This window comes from Citrobacter sp. RHB36-C18, assembly GCF_013814485.1.
GTDB lineage: Bacteria > Pseudomonadota > Gammaproteobacteria > Enterobacterales > Enterobacteriaceae > Citrobacter > Citrobacter braakii.
The window spans coordinates 1,911,954-1,935,010 of record NZ_CP057125.1 but is presented as its reverse complement, the minus strand read 5'-3'; the positions used below and the strand labels follow the sequence as shown (position 1 = coordinate 1,935,010).

The window sequence follows — 23,057 nt, the reverse complement described above, 5'->3', positions numbered from 1 at the left end:
CTTTAGAAAATTTTTACTTTCTGTCGTTTTTTTTCTTAGCCCGCGAAATACCCTCTATATGCACCACTATTCCGCGCATTATTTTGACAAAACTATCATTAAACTTTGCGCGCAGATTGCCGATAACCCGCATAACAATTGTTTGCAATCACAAGGAATCGGGCATGGCTTCATTTACATCATTAGGCGTAGGCTCAGGCTTACCACTGGACACGTTGCTAAACAACCTGACTATTGCTGAGAAAAAACGTCTAAATCCAATTACTCAGCAACAGACCGACAATACTGCCCGTCTGACGGCTTACGGTACGCTGAAGAGTGCGCTGGAAAAGTTCCAGACGGCCAATACCGCGTTAAATAAACCGGAGTTGTTCAGAAGCAGTAATGTGACGAGCAGTACTGAAGACCTGAAAGTCACCACCGAAGCAGGCGCGGCACCGGGTATTTATACCATCAGCGTCACGCAACTGGCGCAGGCACAATCGCTGAGCACCACATCGGTGGCCTCAAACAAAGAGGCTCTGGGTGATGGCTCCGCCACACGTACCATTAAAATTGAGCAGCCGGGCCGTAAAGAGCCGCTGGAGATTAAACTCTCCCAAGATAAGACCACGCTGGATGATATCAGCAAGGCAATTAACGATACCGATAGCGGTATCTCCGCCAGTATCGTGAAGGTGAAAGACGGCGAGTTCAAACTGGTGCTGACCGCAGCCGAAGGTATGGACAGCAAGATGACCATCTCTGTTGAGGGCGACAGCAAGCTTAACGATATGCTGGCTTACGACAGCACGACCGGTACAGGAAAAATGACTGAGCTGGTTCAGGCCCAGAACTCCAAGCTCACGATGAACGGTATCGATATTGAACGTCAAAGCAACAAAGTCACCGATGCCCCGCAGGGTGTTACGCTGGAACTGACCAAAAAAGTTACCGACGCGCGCGTAACGGTGACGAAAAGCAATGAGAAAGCCACGGAAGCGATTAAAGGTTGGGTGGATGCCTATAACTCACTGATCGATACCTTTAATACGCTGACCAAATATAAAGCCGTAGATGCAGGTGCGGAAGGTCAGGACAAAGACAACGGCGCGCTGGTCGGTGACAGCGTAGTACGTACGATTCAGACAGGCATTCGTGCACAGTTTGCTAACTCCGGTGCTGAAGGTGCTTTTAAGACACTGAATGAAATCGGCATCAAACAAGATGGCAAAACCGGCAAGATGTCCATCGATGATACCAAGCTGAAAAAAGCGCTGGATGAAAACACCGCCTCTGTTCGCGAACTGCTGGCTGGCGACGGTAAAGAAACCGGCATCACCACCAAAATTGCCGCTGAAGTAAAAAGCTATCTCGCCGATGACGGCATTATCGACAATGCGCAAGACAGCATTAACGCCACGCTGAAAAAACTGACCAAACAATATCTGTCAGTCAGCGCCAGCATTGACGACATGGTTGCGCGTTATACGGCGCAGTTTACCCAGCTTGATAGCATGATGAGCAAACTGAATAACACCAGTACCTATCTGGGCCAACAATTTACAGCGATGAATAAATCCTGATAACACGAGGTAAGCATGTATACCGCGAGCGGTACCAAAGCCTATGCACAGGTCAGCGTGGAAAGCGCCGTGATGAGCGCCAGCCCACATCAGCTGATTGAAATGTTGTTTGACGGCGCGAACAGCGCCCTGGTGCGCGCTCGCCTGTTTATGCAACAGGGTGATATCGTCGCCAAAGGTGAGGCGTTAAGTAAAGCCATTAATATTATCGACAATGGCCTGAAGGCAGGACTTGATCAAGAGAATAGCGGCGAAATCGCCACCAATCTGTCTTCACTGTACGACTATATGATTCGCCGTTTACTGCAAGCTAACTTGCGTAATGATTGTCAGGCCATTGAAGAAGTCGAAGGGTTACTCGGCAACATTGCAGATGCCTGGAAACAGATCTCACCGAAAGCATCTTCCCAGGAGTCTCGTTAATGACCTCAGCCGTGGAGTTTATCAACCGTTGGCAGCGCATCGCGCTGCTCAGTCACTCACTGCTGGAACTGGCGCAGCGCGGTGAATGGGACCTTTTACTGGAACAGGAAGTTACCTATCTGCAAAGTATTGAAGTGGTCATGGAAGAGCAAACTCCACCAGGCATTACGCGAAGTATTCAGGATTTAGTGGCCGGGTACATTAAACAGACGCTGGATAACGAACAACTGCTCAAAACATTGTTACAGCAGCGTCTGGATGAACTCAGCAATCTCATCGGTCAGTCGACGCGCCAAAAGACGCTAAATAACGCTTATGGCCGTCTTTCCGGCATGCTGTTAGTTCCCGACGCCCCCACTGCACCACAATAATTTCCCGTCTCGTCTGAATAATCTTCCATACTCCAGAGGTCGGCCAAACGACTTCTGGAGCACGGAAGATGAAAAATCCCACGTTATTGCAGTATTTTCACTGGTATTACCCCGAGGGCGGTCAACTCTGGCCCGAACTTGCCGAACGCGCAGGTGGACTCAATGACATCGGCATCAATATGGTGTGGTTACCTCCCGCTTATAAAGGCGCATCCGGCGGCTATTCCGTTGGCTACGACTCCTACGATCTGTTTGATCTGGGCGAATTCGACCAAAAGGGAACCATCGCCACCAAATATGGCGATAAAAACCAGCTGCTGGCGGCGATAGACGCGCTAAAACACAATGATATTGCCGTACTGCTCGACGTGGTGGTTAACCACAAGATGGGTGCAGATGAAAAAGAGCATATTCGTGTCCAGCGGGTTAACGCCGAGGACCGCACGCAAATAGACGATGAGATCGTCGAATGCGAAGGCTGGACGCGCTACACCTTCCCTGCCCGCGCGGGCCAGTACTCGCAATTCATTTGGGACTTTAAATGCTTCAGCGGTATTGACCATATCGAAAACCCAACCGAAGACGGCATTTTTAAAATCGTGAACGACTACACCGGCGAAGGCTGGAACGATCAGGTTGATGATGAGTTGGGTAATTTTGATTATCTGATGGGCGAAAATATCGATTTTCGCAATCACGCGGTCACCGAAGAGATCAAATACTGGGCGCGTTGGGTGATGGAGCAAACCCAGTGTGACGGCTTTCGGTTAGATGCCGTGAAACATATTCCGGCATGGTTTTATAAAGAGTGGATTGAGCATGTGCAGGAAGTCGCCCCCAAGCCGCTGTTTATCGTCGCGGAATACTGGTCGCATGAAGTCGACAAGCTGCAAACCTACATTAATCAGGTGGAGGGGAAAACTATGCTATTCGACGCCCCTTTGCAGATGAAATTCCACGAAGCCTCTCGTCAGGGTCGCGATTACGACATGAGTCAGATTTTCACCGACACCCTGGTGGAAGCCGATCCGTTTCATGCCGTCACCCTGGTGGCCAATCACGACACTCAGCCCTTGCAGGCGCTGGAAGCCCCTGTCGAACCGTGGTTTAAGCCGCTGGCCTATGCGCTGATCCTGTTGCGCGAAAACGGCGTGCCGTCAGTGTTTTATCCTGACCTCTACGGGGCACATTACGAAGACACCGGGGGAGATGGCGAAACCTATCCTATCGACATGCCGATCATTGAACAGCTTGATGAACTGATCCTCGCGCGCCAGCGCTTCGCGCACGGCGTACAGACGCTCTTTTTCGATCACCCTAACTGTATCGCTTTTAGCCGCAGCGGAACGGACGACGATCCCGGCTGTGTGGTTGTTCTGTCTAACGGCGATGACGGGGAAAAGACCATCAATCTCGGTGCGAATTACGGGAATAAAACCTGGCGCGACTATCTGGGAAATCGCGAAGAAAGCGTGGTCACCGATGAAAACGGTGAAGCGACGTTTTATTGTAACGGCGGTAGCGTCAGCGTGTGGGTGATTGAAGACGTGTTATAAAGCTCAACCCCGGTGGCCGTGGGCTACCGGGGCGTATAGCTTATGGCAGTGGCGTGGCCAGCGGCGTTTTCTTTAACGCGTCAGCACATTCCTGCGTCGGACGGTCGACCCGCTGCAGCGTCATACCGTCATATTCCAGCGTATTGCCTTCACGCTCAATCTCATACAGCTCGCGTTTCACCGTCACGTTGGTGAGATCGCCAGAGATCATCGTCAGTTTCCCCGGCAGCGCGATCACTCGCTGCCACTGGCGACAATCCAGCGTGTCGCCCTCTTTTGTTACCACCAGGCTGGCAATCGCCTCCGGGCTCACCAGACTGCGTTGCGGACCTTTTGACTGCCAGTATCCTTCCAGACCGGCTGGCGCTGGCGTTTTCACCACGTCGTTATAATTTTCTACTTCGGCGCATCCGGTAAGCGCCAGAAATACAGCAACGATTGCTAATTTTTTCATCATTCATCCTGCATGCGAAGAAAATGGGATTGTGGCATTAAAGGCCTGATGTCGCCAGCCTTTCGGCAGGGTTGAGAAAGATTGATCCAGACGGTGTTAGCTCCTATTACTCATAGTCAAAAATTCTGATCGGTGTAGTATCCACACTTCTTGTTACATACCTTCTGAGTTCAGAGGCACAACGCATGTCATGGCAACACTTCAAACAGGCCTGGTTAATCAAATTTTGGGCCCCCGCCCCTGCGGTCATCGCAGCGGGTATTCTCTCTACCTACTATTTCGGCATTACGGGAACCTTCTGGGCCGTTACCGGCGAATTCACTCGCTGGGGTGGTCAAATCCTGCAACTGTTTGGCGTTCACGCCGAAGAATGGGGATACTACAAGCTGATCCATCTCGAAGGCTCACCCCTGACCCGCATTGACGGCATGATGATCCTCGGTATGTTCGGGGGCTGTTTTGCTGCCGCATTGTGGGCAAACAACGTCAAATTACGCATGCCGCGCAGTCGGGTGCGCATTATGCAGGCGATTGTCGGCGGGATGATTGCCGGATTCGGTGCCCGGCTGGCAATGGGCTGTAACCTGGCCGCATTCTTCACCGGTATTCCACAGTTCTCGCTACACGCCTGGTTTTTCGCCCTGGCAACGGCTATTGGCTCATGGTTTGGCGCACGCTTTACCCTGCTGCCGATGTTTCGTATTCCGGTCAAAATGCAGAAAGTCTCCGCCGCTTCTCCGTTAACGCAAAAGCCGGATCAGGCCCGTCGCCGTTTCCGCCTCGGCATGCTGGTGTTTATCGCCATGATCGGCTGGGCGCTACTCACTGCAATGGATAAGCCCAAACTTGGTTTGGCCATGCTGTTCGGCGTCGGGTTCGGGCTGCTGATTGAACGGGCGCAAATCTGCTTCACCTCCGCCTTCCGCGACCTGTGGATTTCCGGTCGCACCCATATGGCGAAAGCGATCATCTTCGGGATGGCGGTCAGCGCCATTGGTATCTTTAGCTACGTGCAACTGGGCGTCGAGCCTAAAATCATGTGGGCAGGTCCGAATGCGGTGATCGGCGGCTTGCTGTTCGGCTTCGGCATTGTTCTGGCGGGCGGGTGTGAAACGGGCTGGATGTACCGCGCCGTTGAAGGCCAGGTGCATTACTGGTGGGTGGGTCTGGGCAACGTTATTGGCTCGACCATTCTGGCCTACTATTGGGATGATTTTGCTCCCGCGCTTGCCACCAATTGGGACAAAGTGAATCTGCTCAACACCTTCGGCCCGCTCGGTGGCCTGCTGGTAACCTATCTGCTGTTATTTACCGCGCTGATGCTCATCATCGGCTGGGAAAAACGCTTCTTCCGTCGCGCTGGGCTGACGCCTGCCAAGGAGTCTGTATGAAAAATATCGTGCCTGATTATCGCCTCGATATGGTCGGCGAGCCGTGTCCGTACCCGGCTGTCGCCACACTGGAAGCGATGCCGCAATTGAAGAAAGGTGAGATTCTGGAAGTGGTGAGCGATTGCCCGCAGTCAATCAACAATATTCCACTGGATGCGCGTAATCACGGCTATACGGTGCTGGATATTCAGCAGGATGGTCCAACGATTCGTTATTTAATTCAGAAGTAATGCGATTCTCCCGTTGCCCGACGCAGCGGGAGAATGTTCGGCTTGCTACACCTGCATCGACATCACTTCCTGATACGCCGACACCAGTTTGTTGCGCACCTGGATCCCCATCTGCATCGATACCGACGCTTTTTGCATATCGGTCATCACATCGTTCAGCGCAATACCCGGTTCACCGAGGGTAAATTTCTCAGCCTGCACACGGGACGCGGTTTGTACATCGCTGATCCTGTCTAACGCCGCATGCAGTTGACCGGCAAAGCTCACGGTCGGTTGTGGCTGCATATCCTGCATTTTTGCTGACATCGCCGTGGTCTGTAGCTGGCTGATGACCCCTTCAATCCCCTGTATTGCCGACATTCTGATCCCCTGGATAATTTTTTACGTAGTTGAGATTACCAGTTAGTCAATAAGATAAAGGCGTTAAATAACGATAAAAAACCACGGTTTTTAACGCATAGAAAAATTCGAAACCGCAAATAATGAGACCGTCAATTTTTCGAGTTTGCTGACCCGGGAGTGAGTCTTGTTCCACTTTGCAAAAAACGCCGTCCACGATAAGCCACGAGGTGCGAGATGAGTGCGACAGCATCGACTGCAACCCAGCTTAAACCTCTCGAGTGGTTAAACCGCCTGCGCGCGAATCCCAGAATTCCTCTGATTGTAGCGGGAGCCGCTGCCGTCGCGATCATCGTGGCAATGGTCCTGTGGGCCAAAGCGCCTGACTACCGCACGCTGTTCAGCAATCTTTCCGATCAGGATGGTGGCGCGATCGTCACCCAACTGACGCAGATGAACGTTCCCTACCGTTTTACTGAGGGAAGCGGTGCCATTGAAGTTCCTGCCGATAAAGTCCACGAACTGCGTTTACGTCTGGCGCAGCAAGGTCTGCCCAAAGGCGGCGCGGTGGGTTTTGAACTGCTGGATCAGGAAAAATTTGGTATCAGCCAGTTTAGCGAGCAGGTCAACTACCAGCGCGCGCTGGAAGGTGAATTAGCCCGTACGATTGAAACGTTGGGACCGGTAAAACGCGCCCGCGTGCATCTGGCTATGCCGAAACCGTCGCTGTTTGTGCGTGAGCAAAAAGCGCCTTCAGCCTCCGTCACCGTCAACCTGGAGCCGGGTCGCGCGCTGGATGAAGGTCAGATCAGTGCGGTCACGCATCTGGTTTCCAGCGCTGTTGCAGGCTTGCCGCCGGGCAACGTTACGCTGGTCGACCAGGCGGGGCATCTGTTAACCCAGTCGAATACCAGTAGCCGCGATCTTAACGATGCGCAGCTGAAATACGCCAGCGACGTCGAAGGCCGCGTTCAGCGTCGTATCGAATCGATTCTGTCGCCGATTGTCGGCAACGGTAATGTACATGCGCAGGTCACCGCGCAGCTGGATTTTGCCAACAAAGAGCAAACCGAAGAACAGTACCGTCCAAACGGTGATGAGTCCCAGGCCGTGCTGCGTTCTCGTCAGTTGAACGTCAGTGAGCAGGTCGGTAGCGGAGCACCAGGCGGCGTACCGGGCGCGTTGTCAAATCAGCCCGCTCCGGCAAATACTGCGCCAATCGCCAACCCACCCGCTAATCAGCAAAACGCGCAAAATACGCAAAACGCACAGACGGCGAATAACAGTAATAATGCCGGCCCGCGCAATACTCAGCGCAATGAAACCAGCAACTATGAAGTTGACCGCACCATTCGCCATACCAAAATGAACGTTGGCGATGTGCAGCGTCTCTCGGTGGCTGTCGTGGTCAACTACAAAACGTTACCAGACGGCAAACCGTTGCCGTTAACCGCCGAGCAGATGAAACAGATTGAGGATCTAACCCGCGAAGCGATGGGATTCTCCGACAAGCGTGGCGATACCCTGAACGTGGTGAACTCTCCCTTCACGGCGACCGACGATTCCATTGGCGAGCTACCGTTCTGGAAACAGCCGTTCTTTATTGATCAGTTAATGTCCGCAGGTCGTTGGTTGCTGGTTCTGTTGGTGGCGTGGATCCTGTGGCGGAAAGCCGTTCGTCCGCAGTTGGTCCGTCGCAGTGAAGAAGCGAAAGCCGTACAAGAACAAACGCGTGTCCGTCAGGAAACCGAAGAAGCGGTAGAAGTTCGCCTCAGCAAAGACGAACAAACCCAGCAGCGTCGTACTAATCAGCGTCTGGGAGCAGAAGTCATGAGTCAGCGTATTCGTGAAATGTCAGATAACGATCCGCGCGTCGTGGCGCTGGTCATTCGCCAGTGGATGAGTAACGATCATGAGTAATCTTACCGGTACCGATAAAAGCGTCATCCTGCTGATGACCATTGGCGAAGATCGCGCGGCGGAGGTGTTTAAGCACCTTTCCACGCGCGAAGTTCAGGCGCTCAGTACGGCGATGGCCAACGTTCGCCAGATTTCCAACAAGCAGTTGACGGAAGTGCTGGCCGAATTTGAACAAGAAGCCGAACAGTTTGCCGCGCTGAATATCAACGCCAACGAATATCTGCGCTCCGTGCTGGTGAAAGCGCTGGGCGAGGAACGTGCCTCCAGTCTGCTGGAAGATATTCTGGAAACCCGCGATACCACCAGCGGCATTGAAACGCTTAACTTTATGGAGCCGCAAAGCGCCGCCGACCTTATCCGCGACGAGCATCCGCAGATTATCGCCACCATTCTGGTGCACCTCAAGCGGGGCCAGGCTGCCGATATACTGGCGCTGTTCGACGAGCGTTTACGTCACGACGTGATGCTGCGTATCGCCACCTTTGGCGGCGTACAGCCTGCCGCGCTGGCAGAACTGACCGAGGTACTCAACGGCCTACTCGATGGCCAGAACCTCAAGCGCAGCAAAATGGGCGGCGTGAGAACGGCGGCAGAAATTATCAACCTGATGAAAACCCAGCAGGAAGAAGCGGTTATTACCGCCGTACGCGAATTCGACGGCGAGCTGGCGCAGAAAATTATCGACGAGATGTTCCTGTTCGAGAACCTGGTGGATGTCGACGATCGCAGTATCCAGCGCCTGCTGCAGGAAGTGGATTCCGAATCGTTGCTGATTGCCCTGAAAGGTGCCGAACAGCCGCTGCGCGAGAAGTTCCTGCGCAACATGTCGCAACGTGCTGCCGATATTCTGCGCGACGACCTCGCCAACCGCGGTCCGGTGCGTTTGTCGCAGGTGGAAAACGAACAGAAAGCCATTCTGCTTATTGTGCGTCGTCTGGCGGAAACCGGCGAGATGGTGATAGGCAGCGGCGAGGATACCTATGTCTAACGAACTGCCGTGGAAAGTCTGGACCCCGGACGACCTCGCCCCACCGATGGCGGAGTTCGTCCTGGCTGACCACAGCGAAACCCCGCTGTCAGAAGAAACAGAAGAACCAGAGCTTTCCGCAGAGCAACAGCTTGAACAGCAGCTCGCACAGCTGCAACTGCAGGCCCATGAGCAAGGTTATAACGCGGGTCTGGCGGAAGGTCGACAAAAAGGCCACGAACAAGGTTATCAGGAAGGCCTGAGTCAGGGGCTGGAGCAAGGCCAGAACCAGGCGCGCGCTCAGCATGCGCCGATCCACGCCCGCATGCAGCAACTGGTGAGCGAGTTTCAGAATACGCTGGACGCGCTGGACAGCGTCATTGCCTCGCGTCTGATGCAAATGGCGCTGGAAGCTGCGCGTCAGGTTATAGGTCAGACGCCTATTGTGGATAACGCTGCGCTGATTAAACAAATCCAACAGCTGTTGCAGCAAGAACCGCTGTTTAGCGGTAAACCGCAGCTACGCGTACATCCGGACGATCTCCAGCGTGTAGAAGAAATGCTCGGTGCGACCCTCAGCCTGCACGGCTGGCGGCTGCGCGGCGATCCGACGCTGCATCACGGCGGCTGTAAAGTCTCTGCCGATGAAGGCGATCTGGATGCCAGCGTTGCCACGCGCTGGCAAGAACTCTGCCGTCTGGCAGCGCCGGGAGTCGTGTAATGACCACTCGCCTGACTCGCTGGCTCAACACGCTGGACAGCTTCGAAGAGAAAATGTCGCTGCTGCCTGCGGTGCGCCGTTACGGTCGCCTGACCCGCGCCACTGGGCTGGTGCTGGAGGCCACGGGATTACAGTTGCCGCTGGGCGCCACCTGCGTTATTGAACGCCAGGACGGCAACGAAACCCAGGAGGTCGAAAGTGAAGTCGTGGGCTTTAACGGTCAGCGTCTGTTTCTGATGCCCCTCGAAGAGGTTGAAGGCGTTCTGCCCGGCGCGCGCGTTTACGCGAAGAACATTGCCGGAGAAGGTCTGCAAAGCGGGAAGCAATTACCGCTTGGTCCTGCATTGCTGGGTCGTGTGCTTGACGGTAGCGGAAAACCGCTCGACGGTCTGCCCGCCCCGGATACCACCGAAACCGGGGCACTGATTACGCCGCCGTTTAACCCGCTACAACGCACCGCGATTGAACACGTCCTGGATACCGGCGTACGCCCCATCAACGCGTTGTTAACCGTCGGTCGCGGTCAGCGTATGGGACTTTTCGCGGGTTCCGGTGTCGGTAAAAGCGTTCTGCTCGGCATGATGGCGCGCTATACCCAGGCCGATGTTATCGTCGTGGGTCTGATTGGCGAACGTGGTCGCGAAGTTAAAGATTTTATTGAAAATATTCTCGGTACCGACGGTCGTGCACGCTCGGTGGTGATTGCTGCTCCCGCAGATGTCTCGCCGCTGTTACGTATGCAAGGCGCGGCCTATGCCACGCGTATCGCCGAAGATTTTCGCGATCGTGGACAGCACGTATTGCTGATTATGGATTCCCTCACCCGCTACGCGATGGCGCAACGTGAAATCGCCCTGGCGATCGGAGAGCCGCCGGCAACGAAAGGTTATCCCCCCTCAGTATTCGCCAAATTACCGGCGCTGGTCGAACGCGCCGGGAACGGTATTCACGGCGGCGGTTCCGTTACCGCGTTTTACACGGTACTGACCGAAGGTGACGACCAGCAGGACCCCATTGCGGATTCCGCGCGCGCGATTCTGGACGGCCACATTGTGCTGTCCCGTCATCTGGCCGAAGCGGGTCACTATCCGGCCATCGATATTGAAGCCTCGATCAGCCGCGCCATGACCGCGCTTATTAGTGAACAACACTATGCACGGGTACGAAACTTTAAACAGCTGCTATCCAGCTTCCAGCGCAACCGCGATCTGGTCAGCGTGGGGGCGTATGCCAAAGGCAGCGATCCCATGCTGGATAAAGCCATCGCCCTATGGCCACAACTGGAAGCATTCTTACAGCAAGGCATTTTTGAACGGGCGGACTGGGAAGATTCTCTGCACGCGTTAGAACTGATTTTCCCTGGTGTGTGAGTAAGCAGGAGAGCATAGGTCATGGCACAACATGGTGCATTAGCCACACTGAAAGACCTGGCTGAAAAAGAGGTAGATGACGCCGCTGTCTTATTGGGAGAGATGCGTCGTGGCTGTCAGCAGGCGGAAGAGCAGTTGAAAATGCTGATCGATTATCAGCATGAGTATCGCAACAATCTGAACAGTGACATGGGTCAGGGTATTACCAGTAATCGCTGGATCAATTACCAACAATTTATTCAGACGCTGGAAAAAGCGATTGAGCAACACCGCCAACAGCTCAATCAGTGGACGCAGAAAGTAGACCAGGCATTGAACAGTTGGCGCGACAAAAAACAACGTTTACAGGCGTGGCAGACTCTGCAGGACAGACAAACCTCGGCGGCGTTACTGGCCGAAAACCGCCTGGATCAGAAAAAAATGGATGAATTTGCTCAGCGCGCAGCTATGAGGAAACCCGAATGATTACTTTACCCCAACTGATTACCACCGACACCGACGTAGCCGCAGGTCTTCAGTCAGGCAAAGCGGTTGATTCACCCGAGGATTTTTTAGCGCTGCTGGCTGGTGCATTAGGTGCGGACAACGCGCAGGGTAAAGACGCCCCGCTGTCGTTTGCCGACTTACAGGCGGCCGGTAGCAAACTGCAAAAAGGGTTATTGCAAAAAAATGGCGATTCAGCACCGTCGCTCAAGTTGACCGAACTACTGGCGCAAAAAGAGATGCACACTGATGCTTCTCTTGTCGACATGACAGACGCTCAGCAACTTTTGTCTGCCCTCACGCCCTCACTGAAAGTTAATGCCCTGACGACACTGGGCAAAGTCGCTCAGCAGGATGAAAAAAACACCGCACTGAGCGATGAGGATCTCGCCAACCTGAGCGCGTTGTTCGCCATGCTGCCAGGACAACCGCAGACCACGCCTGCTGTCGACAGCGCGCCAGCCCCCGTTGATGCAACGCTTTCGGCGTTGTCACGAGGCTCGGTACACAGTGCTATCGCCGATAATGCTGGCGAATTGCTGCCAGGTGATGCCAAAAAAGGCAAAGCGGATATTGCAACGCCTGCCAGCAGCGTAGATCAGACAAACAATCCGACATTAACCCCGTTGACGGCAGCGGCGACGACCAGAGCGGAAATTGAAAGCTCCCCTTCGCCGACCAGCATTGGCATGACGACGGCGCCGTTAAGTGGCCCGCAGTCCCACGCTCAGCCGTTACCGACCGCCGCACCTGTGCTAAGCGCGCCATTGGGTAGCCAGGAATGGCAGCAATCACTGAGCCAGCACGTCACTCTGTTTACTCGCCAGGGCCAGCAAAGCGCAGAACTGCGTCTGCATCCACAGGATCTGGGCCAGGTGCACATTTCCCTCAAGCTTGATGACAACCTCGCGCAGTTGCAAATGGTATCGCCACACAGTCACGTGCGCGCTGCGCTGGAAGCTGCATTACCGATGCTGCGTACGCAGTTGGCTGAAAGCGGGATCCAGCTTGGGCAAAGCAGTATCAGTAGTGAAAGCTTTGCCGGTAATCAGCAGTCTTCCGGGCAGCAACAGCAGGCGGGTCGCGCTCAGGGACAAGATATTTTTGCCGCTGAAGATGACGCCGTACTGGCAGCGCCAGCCTCACTGCAAGCCGCAGCACGCGGTGATGGAGCAGTAGACATCTTCGCCTAACGCCAGAGGTAGCATGATTATCCGCGTCTTTTCCACGCTTTGTCGTGGAAAAGACACGGGATAATCAGCCCATAAGCTGTACCGAAACAGGAAGCCCGTATCTGATGACTGACTCCGCGATTAACAAAAAAAGTAAACGCGCTATTTGGATCCCTCTGCTGATATTGATTACCCTCGCCGCCTGCGCAACTGCGGGTTATAGCTACTGGCGCATGCAGCAGCAGCCGTCCGCCAGCGTCAAAGCGGAACCGGCTCCACCGCCAGCCCCGGTATTCTTTGCGTTGGATACCTTTACCGTCAATCTGGGTGATGCGGACCGTGTACTGTATATCGGTATCACGCTACGCATGAAAGACGAGGCAACGCGTTCACGTCTTAACGAATATCTGCCGGAAGTGCGCAGCCGCTTGCTGCTGCTGTTCTCTCGTCAGAACGCGGCTACGCTCGCCACCGAAGAAGGTAAGCAACAGCTCATTGCCGCCATCAAAGAGACGCTTGCGACTCCGCTCGTTGTTGGGCAACCCAAACAGGTTGTCACCGACGTTCTTTATACAGCTTTTATTCTGCGGTAAAGACATGGGCGACAGTATTCTTTCTCAGGCTGAAATCGACGCATTGCTTAATGGCGATAGCGAAACTAAAGACGAACCCATTTCCGGTATCGCAAAAGAAAGCGATATTCGTCCTTACGATCCCAACACCCAGCGCCGCGTGGTACGTGAGCGTTTACAGGCGCTGGAGATCATTAACGAACGCTTCGCGCGCCAGTTCCGTATGGGGTTATTTAACCTGTTGCGCCGTAGCCCGGATATTACCGTGGGTGCGATCCGTATCCAGCCATACCACGAGTTTGCGCGCAACTTACCGGTTCCGACCAACCTGAACTTAATCCACCTGAAGCCGCTGCGCGGTACGGGTCTGGTGGTGTTCTCACCGAGTCTGGTATTTATCGCCGTCGATAACCTGTTCGGCGGTGATGGCCGCTTCCCGACGAAAGTGGAAGGCCGCGAATTTACCCATACCGAACAGCGCGTTATCAACCGCATGCTGAAGCTGGCGCTGGAAAGCTACAGCGACGCGTGGAAGGCCATCAATCCGCTGGAAGTGGAATACGTTCGTTCCGAGATGCAGGTGAAATTTACCAATATCACCACGTCTCCTAACGACATCGTGGTCAATACCCCATTCCACGTTGAAATTGGCAACCTGACCGGTGAATTTAACATCTGTCTGCCATTCAGCATGATTGAACCGTTGCGTGAGCTGCTGGTGAACCCGCCGCTGGAAAACTCGCGTAATGAAGATCAGAACTGGCGCAATAATCTGGTGCGTCAGGTTCAGCATTCTGAGCTGGAGTTGGTGGCAAACTTTGCTGACATTCCGCTGCGGCTATCCCAGATTTTAAAACTGAAACCCGGCGATGTACTGCCGATTGAAAAACCCGACCGCATTATTGCTCATGTGGACGGCGTGCCTGTACTGACCAGCCAGTATGGCACGGTGAACGGTCAGTATGCGTTACGCGTAGAACATCTGATAAACCCGATTTTGAATTCGCTGAATGAGGAACAGCCCAAATGAGTGATATGAATAATCCGTCCGATGAGAACACTGGTGCATTGGACGATCTGTGGGCTGACGCGTTAAACGAGCAAAAAACCACGCCCACCAAAAGTGCGGCCGATGCGGTATTCCAGCAGTTAGGTGGCGGCGACGTCAGCGGTGCCTTGCAGGACATCGACCTGATCATGGACATTCCGGTCAAACTGACCGTCGAATTGGGCCGAACCCGCATGACCATCAAAGAACTGCTGCGTCTGACACAGGGTTCGGTCGTCGCGTTGGATGGTCTGGCGGGCGAGCCGCTGGATATCCTGATCAACGGTTACCTGATTGCCCAGGGTGAAGTGGTGGTTGTCGCAGACAAATACGGCGTACGTATCACCGACATTATTACCCCATCTGAACGCATGCGCCGTCTGAGCCGTTAATCATGAATACCCAGGCTACAGTTTCTCAGCCAGCCGCCGTACCCGGCTCACCGCTGGTTCAGGTAAGCGGCGCGCTGCTTGGGATCATCGTATTGATCCTGGCTGCAGCCTGGGTGATTAAGCGTATGGGGTTTGCCCCCAAAAGCGCCGGTACGCGCGGACTGAAAGTTGCGGCAAGTACCTCACTGGGTCCACGTGAGCGCGTGGTGATTGTTGAGGTTGAAGATGCGCGCCTGGTACTGGGCGTCACGGCCTCGCAAATTAACGTGTTGCACACCCTGCCCCCGGCGCCTGCTGATGCAGAAGAAAAACCGGCCTCCCCCGCGGATTTCCAGGCCATGATGAAGAGTTTGCTTAAGCGTCCCGGGAGATCCTGATGCGCCGTTTGTTATCCATCACGCTGGCAGGCTTATGGCTTTTCAGCCCAGTAGCCCTCGCCCAGCTCCCGGGTCTGGTTAGTCAGCCGCTGCCTGGCGGCGGACAAAGCTGGTCTTTGCCCGTGCAAACGCTGGTGTTTATCACCTCGCTGACGTTCCTGCCCGCCATTTTATTGATGATGACCAGCTTCACCCGCATCATCATCGTTTTCGGTCTGTTACGAAATGCGCTGGGAACCCCTTCGGCCCCCCCGAACCAGGTGCTACTGGGCCTGGCGCTATTTTTGACCTTTTTCATCATGTCGCCAGTAATCGACAAAATCTACGTTGACGCATATCAGCCGTTCAGCGAAGAGAAAATCTCTATGCAGGAAGCCATGGAGAAAGGCGCACAGCCGCTGCGCGAGTTTATGTTGCGCCAGACCCGTGAAGCCGATCTGGCACTCTTCGCGCGCTTAGCAAACAGCGGTCCCCTACAGGGACCAGAAGCCGTACCGATGCGGATTTTGCTTCCAGCCTATGTCACCAGCGAGCTGAAAACGGCATTCCAGATAGGCTTTACCATTTTTATTCCGTTTCTGATTATCGACCTGGTCATCGCCAGCGTGCTGATGGCGCTCGGGATGATGATGGTCCCCCCGGCCACGATCGCGCTACCGTTCAAGCTGATGCTGTTTGTGTTGGTAGACGGTTGGCAGTTGCTTGTCGGCTCGCTAGCTCAAAGCTTTTACAGTTAGAGGCGCGAAATGACACCTGAATCGGTCATGATGATGGGCACAGAGGCGATGAAAGTCGCCCTGGCCCTTGCCGCGCCTTTGCTGTTGGTCGCCCTCGTCACAGGTCTTATCATCAGTATTTTGCAGGCGGCGACCCAGATAAACGAAATGACGCTGTCCTTCATTCCCAAAATTGTCGCGGTTTTTATTGCCATCATTGTTGCCGGCCCGTGGATGCTTAACCTGCTGCTCGACTACGTGCGTACGCTGTTCAGCAATATCCCCTACATCATCGGGTAGATGACATTATGCTGCAGGTGACCAGCGTTGAGTGGCTCCACTGGCTGAATCTTTACTTCTGGCCTTTGCTGCGCATCCTGGCGCTCATCTCAACGGCCCCGATTCTCAGCGAGCGCGCGATCCCCAAACGGGTAAAACTGGGGCTGGGGTTAATGATAACCGTCGTTATCGCTCCGTCGATTCCCCCGGTAGACGTCCCTATCTTTTCTATCGTGGCGCTATGGCAGGCAATGCAACAAATCCTGATCGGCATCGCTCTGGGCTTCACTATGCAGTTTGCCTTCGCGGCAGTACGTACCGCCGGGGAATTAATTGGTCTGCAAATGGGTCTCTCCTTCGCAACCTTCTTTGATCCCGGCAGCCGTCTGAATATGCCGGTACTGGCGAGACTGATCGACATGCTCGCCATGCTGTTATTCCTGACTTTTAACGGCCATTTGTGGCTTATTTCGCTGTTGGTGGATACATTTCATACCTTGCCAATCGGCGGCAATCCGGTGAACAGCAATGCGTTTCTCGCGCTGGCGCGGGCGGGTAGCCTGATTTTCCTCAACGGGCTAATGTTGGCCCTGCCGATAATGACGCTGCTACTCACCCTAAACCTCGCACTCGGTCTGCTAAATCGCATGGCTCCTCAACTGTCGATTTTCGTCATCGGTTTTCCACTCACCCTCGCCGTGGGTATTTCATTAATGGCAGCCCTGATGCCATTAATTGCGCCATTCTGCGAGCGATTATTCAGCGAAATTTTTAATTTGTTGGCTGATATTGTCAGCGAAATGCCCGGAAAATAATAACCCTTAATTTTTATCCTGTTTTACTAAGGATTGTCCTAAATTTAAAAAGCGACAACATCCACCAGGATATCGCTGTCGCGGTTTATTTATTATTGACTCACTCACATAACGCAACATTTACTTTACTTTAAGATGTTTCCTGGCAAATTATACGCAACTTTACGGGATAGTAATTTCGCCTGAAAAACAGCGAAAGCGTCATCTTGGGTCGTTATTATTCCGTTTAGTTGTGATGAAAATAATCAGGTAAGGGGAATTATCGTTACGCATTGAGTGAGGGTATGCCATGTCAACGATTATTATGGATTTGTGCAGTTACACCCGGCTAGGGTTGACCGGATATCTGGTAAGTCGGGGGGTGAAGAAAAGGGAAATCAACAACATTTCCAACGTTGAGGAGCTCAGTCTCGCCTGTGTCTCTCAACAGCCCGCTGTGGTGTTTATTAATGAGGACTGCTTTATCCACGATCCTGCTAATAGCCAGCAAATAAAGCAAATCATTAATCAGCATCCCGGCACATTATTTATTGTGTTTATGGCAATTGCCAACGTGCATTTTGATGAGTATCTATTAGTAAGAAAAAATTTATTGATTAGTTCTAAGTCGATTAAACCAGATTCACTGGATGAACTCCTTGGCGATATTCTGAAAAAAGAAGTAGATTTTGTCATTGATGTGAATCTGCCGACATTATCATTGAGCCGTACCGAGTCCAGCATGCTACGCATGTGGATGGAGGGTCAGGGCACAATACAGATATCCGACCAAATGAATATCAAGGCCAAGACCGTGTCATCCCATAAGGGGAATATAAAACGAAAGATAAAGACGCATAATAAGCAAGTTATCTATCACGTTGTGAGGCTCACCGATAACGTTACCAATGGTATCTTTGTGAATACGCGCTAACACGTTCTGACTGGTGGCGAATCCACCAGTCAGGATCATGCAGCAAAACTCACCTTATTCTACTTTTTCCACGAAGATACCATCCTGATGACCTGACTCATTAAAGAACCAGATACCGAGCGGGTAGTCTTCCAGCGAAACCAGGTACATGGTGCCTTCACTAAACTCTTCGATAGCCAGTACCACGCCCGGTCGACGAGGACCGCCGTCCGTTTTGACTGTGACCCGATCATTCACCTTCATAGTTTTCCTCCTGTGGCTTTGTGCCAGTGTAGAACAATTTCCTTTTTCTGGCAGCGCCCGGCTCGCGCGATTGCGGGTTTTATCGACGGTCTATACTTAAGTTGTGCGTATCTGATGTTTGGATGCGCTCCCCCGGTATCCTTAACGGTTGAGAGGTATGAGGATGAAAACCGCGAAAGAGTACAGCGATACGGCCAAACGTGAAGTCAGCGTCGATGTGGACGCGCTACTGAAGGCAATCAACGAAATCTGCGAGAGTGAAATTCATCGCAGTCAGGATGACCCTGAACGCGTCAGCGTCGACGGACGTGATTACCACACGTGGCATGAACTGGCCGACGCGTTCGAGCTTGATATCCATGATTTTAGCGTGTCGGAGATCAATCGCTGACTGAGGGCGAAAAAAATCCCGGCCCTTATCGGGTCGGGATCAAGCTTGCTTATGCAAGAAGCACTTGAAAATTCGTTACACCAGGAAATCTGATGTGAAACAAACCTTATCTGCAATTTTTTTGCCTGACAAGTAAATAATTCTCACTAAAATGATAAATATAACTAATGATTGAAAGATCACCCGGTTACGCGCACCCCAGGTGTTCAGGCATCCTGGCAGAGCTTTCTTCGCTCGCCCGGCACCAGTTCATCTTCACGGAATGCTTCCCGTTTGACGCCAAAGCCGTCGTACCAGCGACACTCCACCATTCCGCTGGCATACCCGGTAACGATCATACGTGGGCCACCCTCTTTGGAGGTGACTTCCTCACTGACAGAAAAGACCATACCTGCCTCCTGTATCAAGAGAAACCTTTACACCTTAGACGACAAAGAAGGGTTTTGCGTAATCAACCCTGCGACAATTAGTGCGAAACTCCGCGCACTCTGGCGACGGTTTTCACCAGCAGCACCACTATTGCGCCGATGATAAAACCGAGCACCAGATTCAGCAGGGTCGGAAGCATCAGCGCAATCAATGCACTTTGCTGTTGGGCAAAATGTTCAATCGCATGATGCAGCGGTGTTATTCCGTGCACCACAATTCCGCCGCCAACCAAAAACATCGCCAGCGTGCCGACCACGGAAAGTGTTTTCATAAGCCAGGGGGCAACGACCAGCAACCCTTTACCCAGCGACTGGACCAGCGTACTGCGCTTTTCTGCCAACCAGTATCCGATATCATCGAGCTTAACGATAATCCCGACCAGGCCGTAGACCCCCACTGTCACCACTAACGCGATGCCAGATAACACCAACACCTGATTCAACAATGGCGCATCCGCTACAATCCCCAGCGTAATCGCGACAATCTCAGCAGATAAAATAAAGTCGGTACGTATCGCCCCTTTGATTTTGTCTTTCTCAAAGGTGAGTGGATCTTGCGCTGCCAAAGATGTCAGACGCTGCTGACGCTCTTCCGGGGTTTCTTTGTGCTTACGCGCTTCCAGGGTATGGAGAACTTTTTCTACACCTTCAAAACAGAGGAACGCCCCGCCTACCATTAATAAGGGGGTGATCGCCCAGGGAATGAAGGCGCTTATCAATAGCGCCAACGGCACAAGGATAACTTTGTTAACAAACGATCCTTTCGCTACGCTCCAGACCACCGGGAGTTCGCGGTTCGCCCGCACACCCGACACCTGCTGCGCGTTAAGCGACAGATCATCGCCCAGCACACCCGCGGTTTTTTTCGCGGCCAGTTTTCCCATGACAGAGATATCATCCAGCAAAGTGGCGATATCATCGAGTAAGGTCAATAAGCTACTTCCTGCCAAAATTTTTACCCTCAATATTATTTTTTTGCAGTCATAAGTATGAAGTAAAACACGCAATGCTGAAACTGACCTTTCTGGTCAACAAATTTTTAACATCAGCACGTAATTATAAATCTCGCCAGCAAGATAGTTTTGACGTTTACTATGTTGCACCTTTTTATTTCCACCGTGAGGGATTATGCGTTTCAGGCAATTGCTACCGCTTTTCAGTGCGCTTTTCGCGCTGTACATCATTTGGGGTTCCACGTACTTCGTTATTCGCATTGGCGTTGAAAGCTGGCCGCCGTTGATGATGGCTGGCGTTCGTTTTCTCTCTGCGGGGATTTTATTAACAGCATTCTTACTTATCCGCGGACATAAGCTGCCGCCTCTGCGCGTGCTCCTGAACGCCGCGTTAATCGGTATCCTGCTGCTGGCTGTCGGTAACGGACTGGTCACCGTCGCAGAACATCAAAATGTGCCTTCCGGTATTGCCGCCGTGGTGGTCGCCACCGTCCCGCTGTTTACGCTGTGTTTTAGCCACTTTTTTGGCATCAAAACGCGCAAACTTGAATGGATGGGGATCGCAATTGGACTCGCGGGGATCATCATGCTGAACAGCGGTGGTAATTTGAGTGGTAATCCATGGGGAGCAATTTTAATCCTGATAGGTTCGATAAGCTGGGCGTTTGGCTCAGTGTACGGCTCGCGCATAACGTTACCCGTTGGCATGATGGCCGGAGCCATTGAAATGTTAGCCGCCGGTATTGTGCTGATGTGCGCCTCGCTGATTTCCGGGGAAAAGTTGACCACTATGCCGACGTTTTCAGGCTTTATGGCGGTCGCCTATCTGGCCGTGTTTGGTTCTATTATTGCCATCAACGCGTATATGTACTTGATCCGCAACGTCAGCCCGGCATTAGCCACTAGCTATGCCTACGTTAATCCGGTTGTCGCCGTACTGTTAGGTACCGGCCTGGGAGGAGAAAGTCTGGCGCCCATCGAATGGCTGGCGCTTGGCGTGATTGTATTTGCGGTGGTACTGGTCACACTCGGTAAATACTTATTTCCCATTAAAGCGGACGCCGTTGCGACCCCGTCGGAAAAGACGTTACAGTAAATGGATACCGAGGGTGTCGATCTGCGCACTGTCGCCACCGCCGCAGATCCACTCGATGACGCGTTCGGACAACGCGTCATCCCCCAGCTTTTCGCGCCCACGCAGGGCGCACTCCCAGACAATCAGTACGCGCCAGCCCAGAGCCTGCAACTTTTCACAATCCCGCGCGTCACGCTGGACATTTTTGTCTATTTTTTCCAGCCAGAACGCTGTTCGTGTGGCGGGAACTTTGAATAGATAGCAGTTGTGATGATGCCAGAAACAGCCGTGGGTAAAAATCACACAACGATAATCATCCACCACGAAATCGGGACGACCGGGTAACGTCGCATCCTGCACGCGAAACGTTACCCCCTGCTCTGTCAGTACGCTGGCAAGGCGTTTTTCAATTGCGGTATCGCGGGTTGCTATCGCCCGCATATTTTTACTGCGCGTCGCTTTATCGTGAACGTCTGCCATGCAGTTTCTCTTTCTCGCGAATAGCAACCGCCTGTTTGATTTTTGGCTCCAGCAGTCTGGCTACCGCCGCAAATGCCGGGACGACCACCGAATTACCAAACTGACGATAAGCCTGTGTGTCCGACACCGGGATCCTGAACTGATAGCCCTGAGGTGATTCAAATCCCATCAGGCGCGCGCACTCTCTGGGCGTCAGCCTGCGCGGACGGTATCGCTGATTGTGCGGATCATCAAAATCCTTTTCACCCAGCGCCATATCCCAACCGCGGTCGATCAAGATCTCCGCCCCATCTTTATAGTAACGCGCCGATAATGTGCGCGTTACGCAATCGGGATTGCCGGGATACACCATGCCATAGCCAAATCCATTGCCCCGTGCCTGATGCTTTTTCGCATAACGATACAGATATTTCCACAGCACCGGCGTGAGCACATATTTGGCATCGACGGTCGGCTCAAGTAGCTCCGCCAGCGTCGTACGCCGCTGAGGATAGCGGGAGACAATATCGCGCAGCGTGAAGTCTGATTTCAGATTCAGATCGCGGCGAAAGCCGACGAGCACAATACGTTCGCGATGCTGGGGCAAAAAATGTTGACCATCGATAATTTTCGGATCGTCCGGCCCGTTATCGTGTGCATCAGCCACGTCATAACCCAGCTCATCCAGCGTTTGCATAATGATGCGGAACGTTTTCCCCTGATCGTGACTCTTCAGGTTTTTGACGTTTTCGAGCACAAATATTGCCGGCCGACGCGCATCGATGATGCGCACCACGTCAAAAAAAAGTGTGCCTTGCGTATCGCAGGCGAAGCCATGAGCCCGCCCTAACGCGTTTTTCTTTGATACACCGGCCAGAGAGAATGGCTGACAAGGAAATCCCGCCAGCAGCACGTCATGCTGCGGAACATGCTGGCGGATATGTTCCGCCGCCTGCTGGTCACTCACCCCATCATGATGACTGAGGGTGATATCGCGAATATCTTCATTAAAATGGTGCTGGTGAGGATCACAGTAGTGATTCGCTTTGTAGGTGCGCACCGCATGCTTGTTCCACTCACTGGTAAACACGCACTGCCCGCCAATCGCCTCAAAGCCGCGACGAATGCCGCCAATACCGGCAAAAAGATCGATAAAGCGAAAAGCATAATGTGGATGATGCGCAGGCGGCCTCGGCAGCAAGTCGTTCAGATGAGCCAACTCACCGTCGCTGAGGCGATGCCACGTTTCATTGGCAACCACTCGCTTGAAGATGGCCGGACTCCAGCGGTTCTCGCCAACACCATTCAGATGAGCAACCAGCGTTTTCACGTCATATATTTCAAGCAACTTAGCCAAAATCACCTGTGCGGCGGCCTCGTTATCATCTGTCATCGGGTTCATGGAACCTGCTACTGAAAAATTATCCTGCATAC

General features: G+C 53.1%; 29 protein-coding genes. 22 read left to right on the top strand and 7 right to left on the bottom strand.

The annotated features are described in order from the left end of the window. The first annotated feature begins 164 nt into the window (after positions 1 to 164). From fliD to amyA, 4 genes are all read left to right on the top strand, one after another. Complete coding sequence (gene fliD / locus HVZ52_RS09130; RefSeq protein WP_103928336.1) at positions 165 to 1,565, top strand: flagellar filament capping protein FliD; 1,401 nt, start codon at positions 165 to 167, stop codon at positions 1,563 to 1,565. Between the two features lie 15 nt (positions 1,566 to 1,580). After that, entirely contained in the window at positions 1,581 to 1,988 is a 408-nt protein-coding gene (gene fliS, locus HVZ52_RS09125) for a flagellar export chaperone FliS (protein WP_181599159.1), read from the top strand. Next, positions 1,988 to 2,359, top strand: a complete 372-nt coding sequence (gene fliT / locus HVZ52_RS09120; RefSeq protein ID WP_003030458.1) for a flagella biosynthesis regulatory protein FliT — start codon at positions 1,988 to 1,990, stop codon at positions 2,357 to 2,359. The genes fliS and fliT overlap by 1 nt, the downstream gene beginning before the upstream one ends. Before the next feature lie 68 nt (positions 2,360 to 2,427). Then, positions 2,428 to 3,915 carry an alpha-amylase gene (gene amyA / locus HVZ52_RS09115; protein WP_181599158.1) on the top strand — a complete coding sequence of 496 codons (1,488 nt, stop codon included), beginning with the start codon at positions 2,428 to 2,430 and terminating at the stop codon, positions 3,913 to 3,915. 40 nt (positions 3,916 to 3,955) lie between these two features. Here the strand turns inward: amyA and yedD are convergent, their stop codons facing one another. Then, the gene (yedD, locus tag HVZ52_RS09110) at positions 3,956 to 4,369 is read right to left on the bottom strand and encodes a lipoprotein YedD (protein ID WP_016153484.1); all 414 of its coding nucleotides are present in this window, start codon (positions 4,367 to 4,369) and stop codon (positions 3,956 to 3,958) included. Between the two features lie 185 nt (positions 4,370 to 4,554). On the opposite strand from yedD, the gene yedE reads away from it, so the two are divergent. Both yedE and yedF read left to right on the top strand, forming a co-directional pair. Continuing rightward, entirely contained in the window at positions 4,555 to 5,760 is a 1,206-nt protein-coding gene (yedE, locus tag HVZ52_RS09105) for a selenium metabolism membrane protein YedE/FdhT (protein ID WP_019077070.1), read from the top strand. Then, the gene (yedF, locus tag HVZ52_RS09100) at positions 5,757 to 5,990 is read left to right on the top strand and encodes a sulfurtransferase-like selenium metabolism protein YedF (protein WP_000790504.1); all 234 of its coding nucleotides are present in this window, start codon (positions 5,757 to 5,759) and stop codon (positions 5,988 to 5,990) included. Before yedE ends, yedF begins: the two co-directional genes overlap by 4 nt. A gap of 45 nt (positions 5,991 to 6,035) precedes the next feature. Here the strand turns inward: yedF and fliE are convergent, their stop codons facing one another. Then, positions 6,036 to 6,350: a flagellar hook-basal body complex protein FliE gene (fliE, locus tag HVZ52_RS09095; protein WP_016153486.1), complete on the bottom strand. Its 315-nt coding sequence runs from the start codon at positions 6,348 to 6,350 to the stop codon at positions 6,036 to 6,038. 216 nt (positions 6,351 to 6,566) lie between these two features. Here fliE and fliF point away from each other — a divergent pair, with 216 nt between their 5' ends. From fliF to rcsA, 14 genes are all read left to right on the top strand, one after another. Beyond that, positions 6,567 to 8,249, top strand: a complete 1,683-nt coding sequence (gene fliF / locus HVZ52_RS09090) for a flagellar basal-body MS-ring/collar protein FliF (protein WP_016156841.1) — start codon at positions 6,567 to 6,569, stop codon at positions 8,247 to 8,249. Beyond that, positions 8,242 to 9,237, top strand: a complete 996-nt coding sequence (gene fliG, locus HVZ52_RS09085) for a flagellar motor switch protein FliG (RefSeq protein ID WP_016153488.1) — start codon at positions 8,242 to 8,244, stop codon at positions 9,235 to 9,237. Before fliF ends, fliG begins: the two co-directional genes overlap by 8 nt. Continuing rightward, entirely contained in the window at positions 9,230 to 9,937 is a 708-nt protein-coding gene (gene fliH / locus HVZ52_RS09080) for a flagellar assembly protein FliH (RefSeq protein WP_046274966.1), read from the top strand. Before fliG ends, fliH begins: the two co-directional genes overlap by 8 nt. After that, entirely contained in the window at positions 9,937 to 11,307 is a 1,371-nt protein-coding gene (gene fliI, locus HVZ52_RS09075) for a flagellar protein export ATPase FliI (RefSeq protein WP_016153490.1), read from the top strand. Before fliH ends, fliI begins: the two co-directional genes overlap by 1 nt. A 21-nt stretch (positions 11,308 to 11,328) precedes the next feature. Continuing rightward, complete coding sequence (fliJ, locus tag HVZ52_RS09070; protein ID WP_016153491.1) at positions 11,329 to 11,772, top strand: flagellar export protein FliJ; 444 nt, start codon at positions 11,329 to 11,331, stop codon at positions 11,770 to 11,772. Then, positions 11,769 to 12,983, top strand: a complete 1,215-nt coding sequence (gene fliK, locus HVZ52_RS09065) for a flagellar hook length control protein FliK (RefSeq protein WP_016153492.1) — start codon at positions 11,769 to 11,771, stop codon at positions 12,981 to 12,983. Before fliJ ends, fliK begins: the two co-directional genes overlap by 4 nt. Before the next feature lie 104 nt (positions 12,984 to 13,087). Beyond that, positions 13,088 to 13,555: a flagellar basal body-associated protein FliL gene (fliL, locus tag HVZ52_RS09060; protein ID WP_181599157.1), complete on the top strand. Its 468-nt coding sequence runs from the start codon at positions 13,088 to 13,090 to the stop codon at positions 13,553 to 13,555. Positions 13,556 to 13,559: 4 nt separating this feature from the next. After that, a complete protein-coding gene (gene fliM / locus HVZ52_RS09055) occupies positions 13,560 to 14,564 on the top strand; it encodes a flagellar motor switch protein FliM (protein ID WP_003030434.1) in 1,005 nt (334 codons plus the stop codon). Continuing rightward, positions 14,561 to 14,974, top strand: a complete 414-nt coding sequence (gene fliN, locus HVZ52_RS09050; RefSeq protein ID WP_003030433.1) for a flagellar motor switch protein FliN — start codon at positions 14,561 to 14,563, stop codon at positions 14,972 to 14,974. The genes fliM and fliN overlap by 4 nt, the downstream gene beginning before the upstream one ends. After that, on the top strand, positions 14,974 to 15,351 hold the full coding sequence (gene fliO / locus HVZ52_RS09045) for a flagellar biosynthetic protein FliO (protein WP_029139581.1): 378 nt from the start codon (positions 14,974 to 14,976) through the stop codon (positions 15,349 to 15,351). Before fliN ends, fliO begins: the two co-directional genes overlap by 1 nt. Further along, the gene (gene fliP, locus HVZ52_RS09040) at positions 15,351 to 16,088 is read left to right on the top strand and encodes a flagellar type III secretion system pore protein FliP (protein ID WP_006684053.1); all 738 of its coding nucleotides are present in this window, start codon (positions 15,351 to 15,353) and stop codon (positions 16,086 to 16,088) included. Before fliO ends, fliP begins: the two co-directional genes overlap by 1 nt. 9 nt (positions 16,089 to 16,097) lie before the next feature. Continuing rightward, on the top strand, positions 16,098 to 16,367 hold the full coding sequence (fliQ, locus tag HVZ52_RS09035; RefSeq protein ID WP_003030425.1) for a flagellar biosynthesis protein FliQ: 270 nt from the start codon (positions 16,098 to 16,100) through the stop codon (positions 16,365 to 16,367). An 8-nt stretch (positions 16,368 to 16,375) separates the two neighbouring features. Beyond that, positions 16,376 to 17,161: a flagellar biosynthetic protein FliR gene (fliR, locus tag HVZ52_RS09030; RefSeq protein ID WP_016153496.1), complete on the top strand. Its 786-nt coding sequence runs from the start codon at positions 16,376 to 16,378 to the stop codon at positions 17,159 to 17,161. Between the two features lie 289 nt (positions 17,162 to 17,450). After that, the gene (gene rcsA / locus HVZ52_RS09025) at positions 17,451 to 18,074 is read left to right on the top strand and encodes a transcriptional regulator RcsA (RefSeq protein WP_016153497.1); all 624 of its coding nucleotides are present in this window, start codon (positions 17,451 to 17,453) and stop codon (positions 18,072 to 18,074) included. Positions 18,075 to 18,128: 54 nt separating this feature from the next. Here the strand turns inward: rcsA and dsrB are convergent, their stop codons facing one another. Beyond that, a complete protein-coding gene (gene dsrB, locus HVZ52_RS09020) occupies positions 18,129 to 18,317 on the bottom strand; it encodes a protein DsrB (protein ID WP_003030419.1) in 189 nt (62 codons plus the stop codon). A 163-nt stretch (positions 18,318 to 18,480) separates the two neighbouring features. On the opposite strand from dsrB, the gene yodD reads away from it, so the two are divergent. Beyond that, positions 18,481 to 18,708 (top strand): YodD family peroxide/acid resistance protein, encoded by a 228-nt coding sequence (gene yodD / locus HVZ52_RS09015; protein ID WP_003030417.1) that lies wholly within the window; start codon positions 18,481 to 18,483, stop codon positions 18,706 to 18,708. A gap of 206 nt (positions 18,709 to 18,914) precedes the next feature. On the opposite strand, the gene HVZ52_RS09010 is transcribed toward yodD, so the two are convergent. Together HVZ52_RS09010 and HVZ52_RS09005 are read right to left on the bottom strand one after the other, a co-directional pair. Continuing rightward, the gene (locus HVZ52_RS09010) at positions 18,915 to 19,097 is read right to left on the bottom strand and encodes a DUF2158 domain-containing protein (RefSeq protein WP_016153498.1); all 183 of its coding nucleotides are present in this window, start codon (positions 19,095 to 19,097) and stop codon (positions 18,915 to 18,917) included. 77 nt (positions 19,098 to 19,174) lie between these two features. Further along, on the bottom strand, positions 19,175 to 20,086 hold the full coding sequence (locus HVZ52_RS09005) for a DUF808 domain-containing protein (protein ID WP_181599156.1): 912 nt from the start codon (positions 20,084 to 20,086) through the stop codon (positions 19,175 to 19,177). 178 nt (positions 20,087 to 20,264) lie between these two features. On the opposite strand from HVZ52_RS09005, the gene yedA reads away from it, so the two are divergent. Beyond that, complete coding sequence (gene yedA, locus HVZ52_RS09000; protein ID WP_016156848.1) at positions 20,265 to 21,185, top strand: drug/metabolite exporter YedA; 921 nt, start codon at positions 20,265 to 20,267, stop codon at positions 21,183 to 21,185. Here the strand turns inward: yedA and HVZ52_RS08995 are convergent. Both HVZ52_RS08995 and HVZ52_RS08990 read right to left on the bottom strand, forming a co-directional pair. Then, on the bottom strand, positions 21,177 to 21,644 hold the full coding sequence (locus tag HVZ52_RS08995) for a very short patch repair endonuclease (RefSeq protein ID WP_065554687.1): 468 nt from the start codon (positions 21,642 to 21,644) through the stop codon (positions 21,177 to 21,179). The genes yedA and HVZ52_RS08995 overlap by 9 nt on opposite strands. Next, positions 21,625 to 23,055: a DNA cytosine methyltransferase gene (locus HVZ52_RS08990; RefSeq protein WP_137380349.1), complete on the bottom strand. Its 1,431-nt coding sequence runs from the start codon at positions 23,053 to 23,055 to the stop codon at positions 21,625 to 21,627. The genes HVZ52_RS08995 and HVZ52_RS08990 overlap by 20 nt, the downstream gene beginning before the upstream one ends. Positions 23,056 to 23,057: the final 2 nt, after the last annotated feature.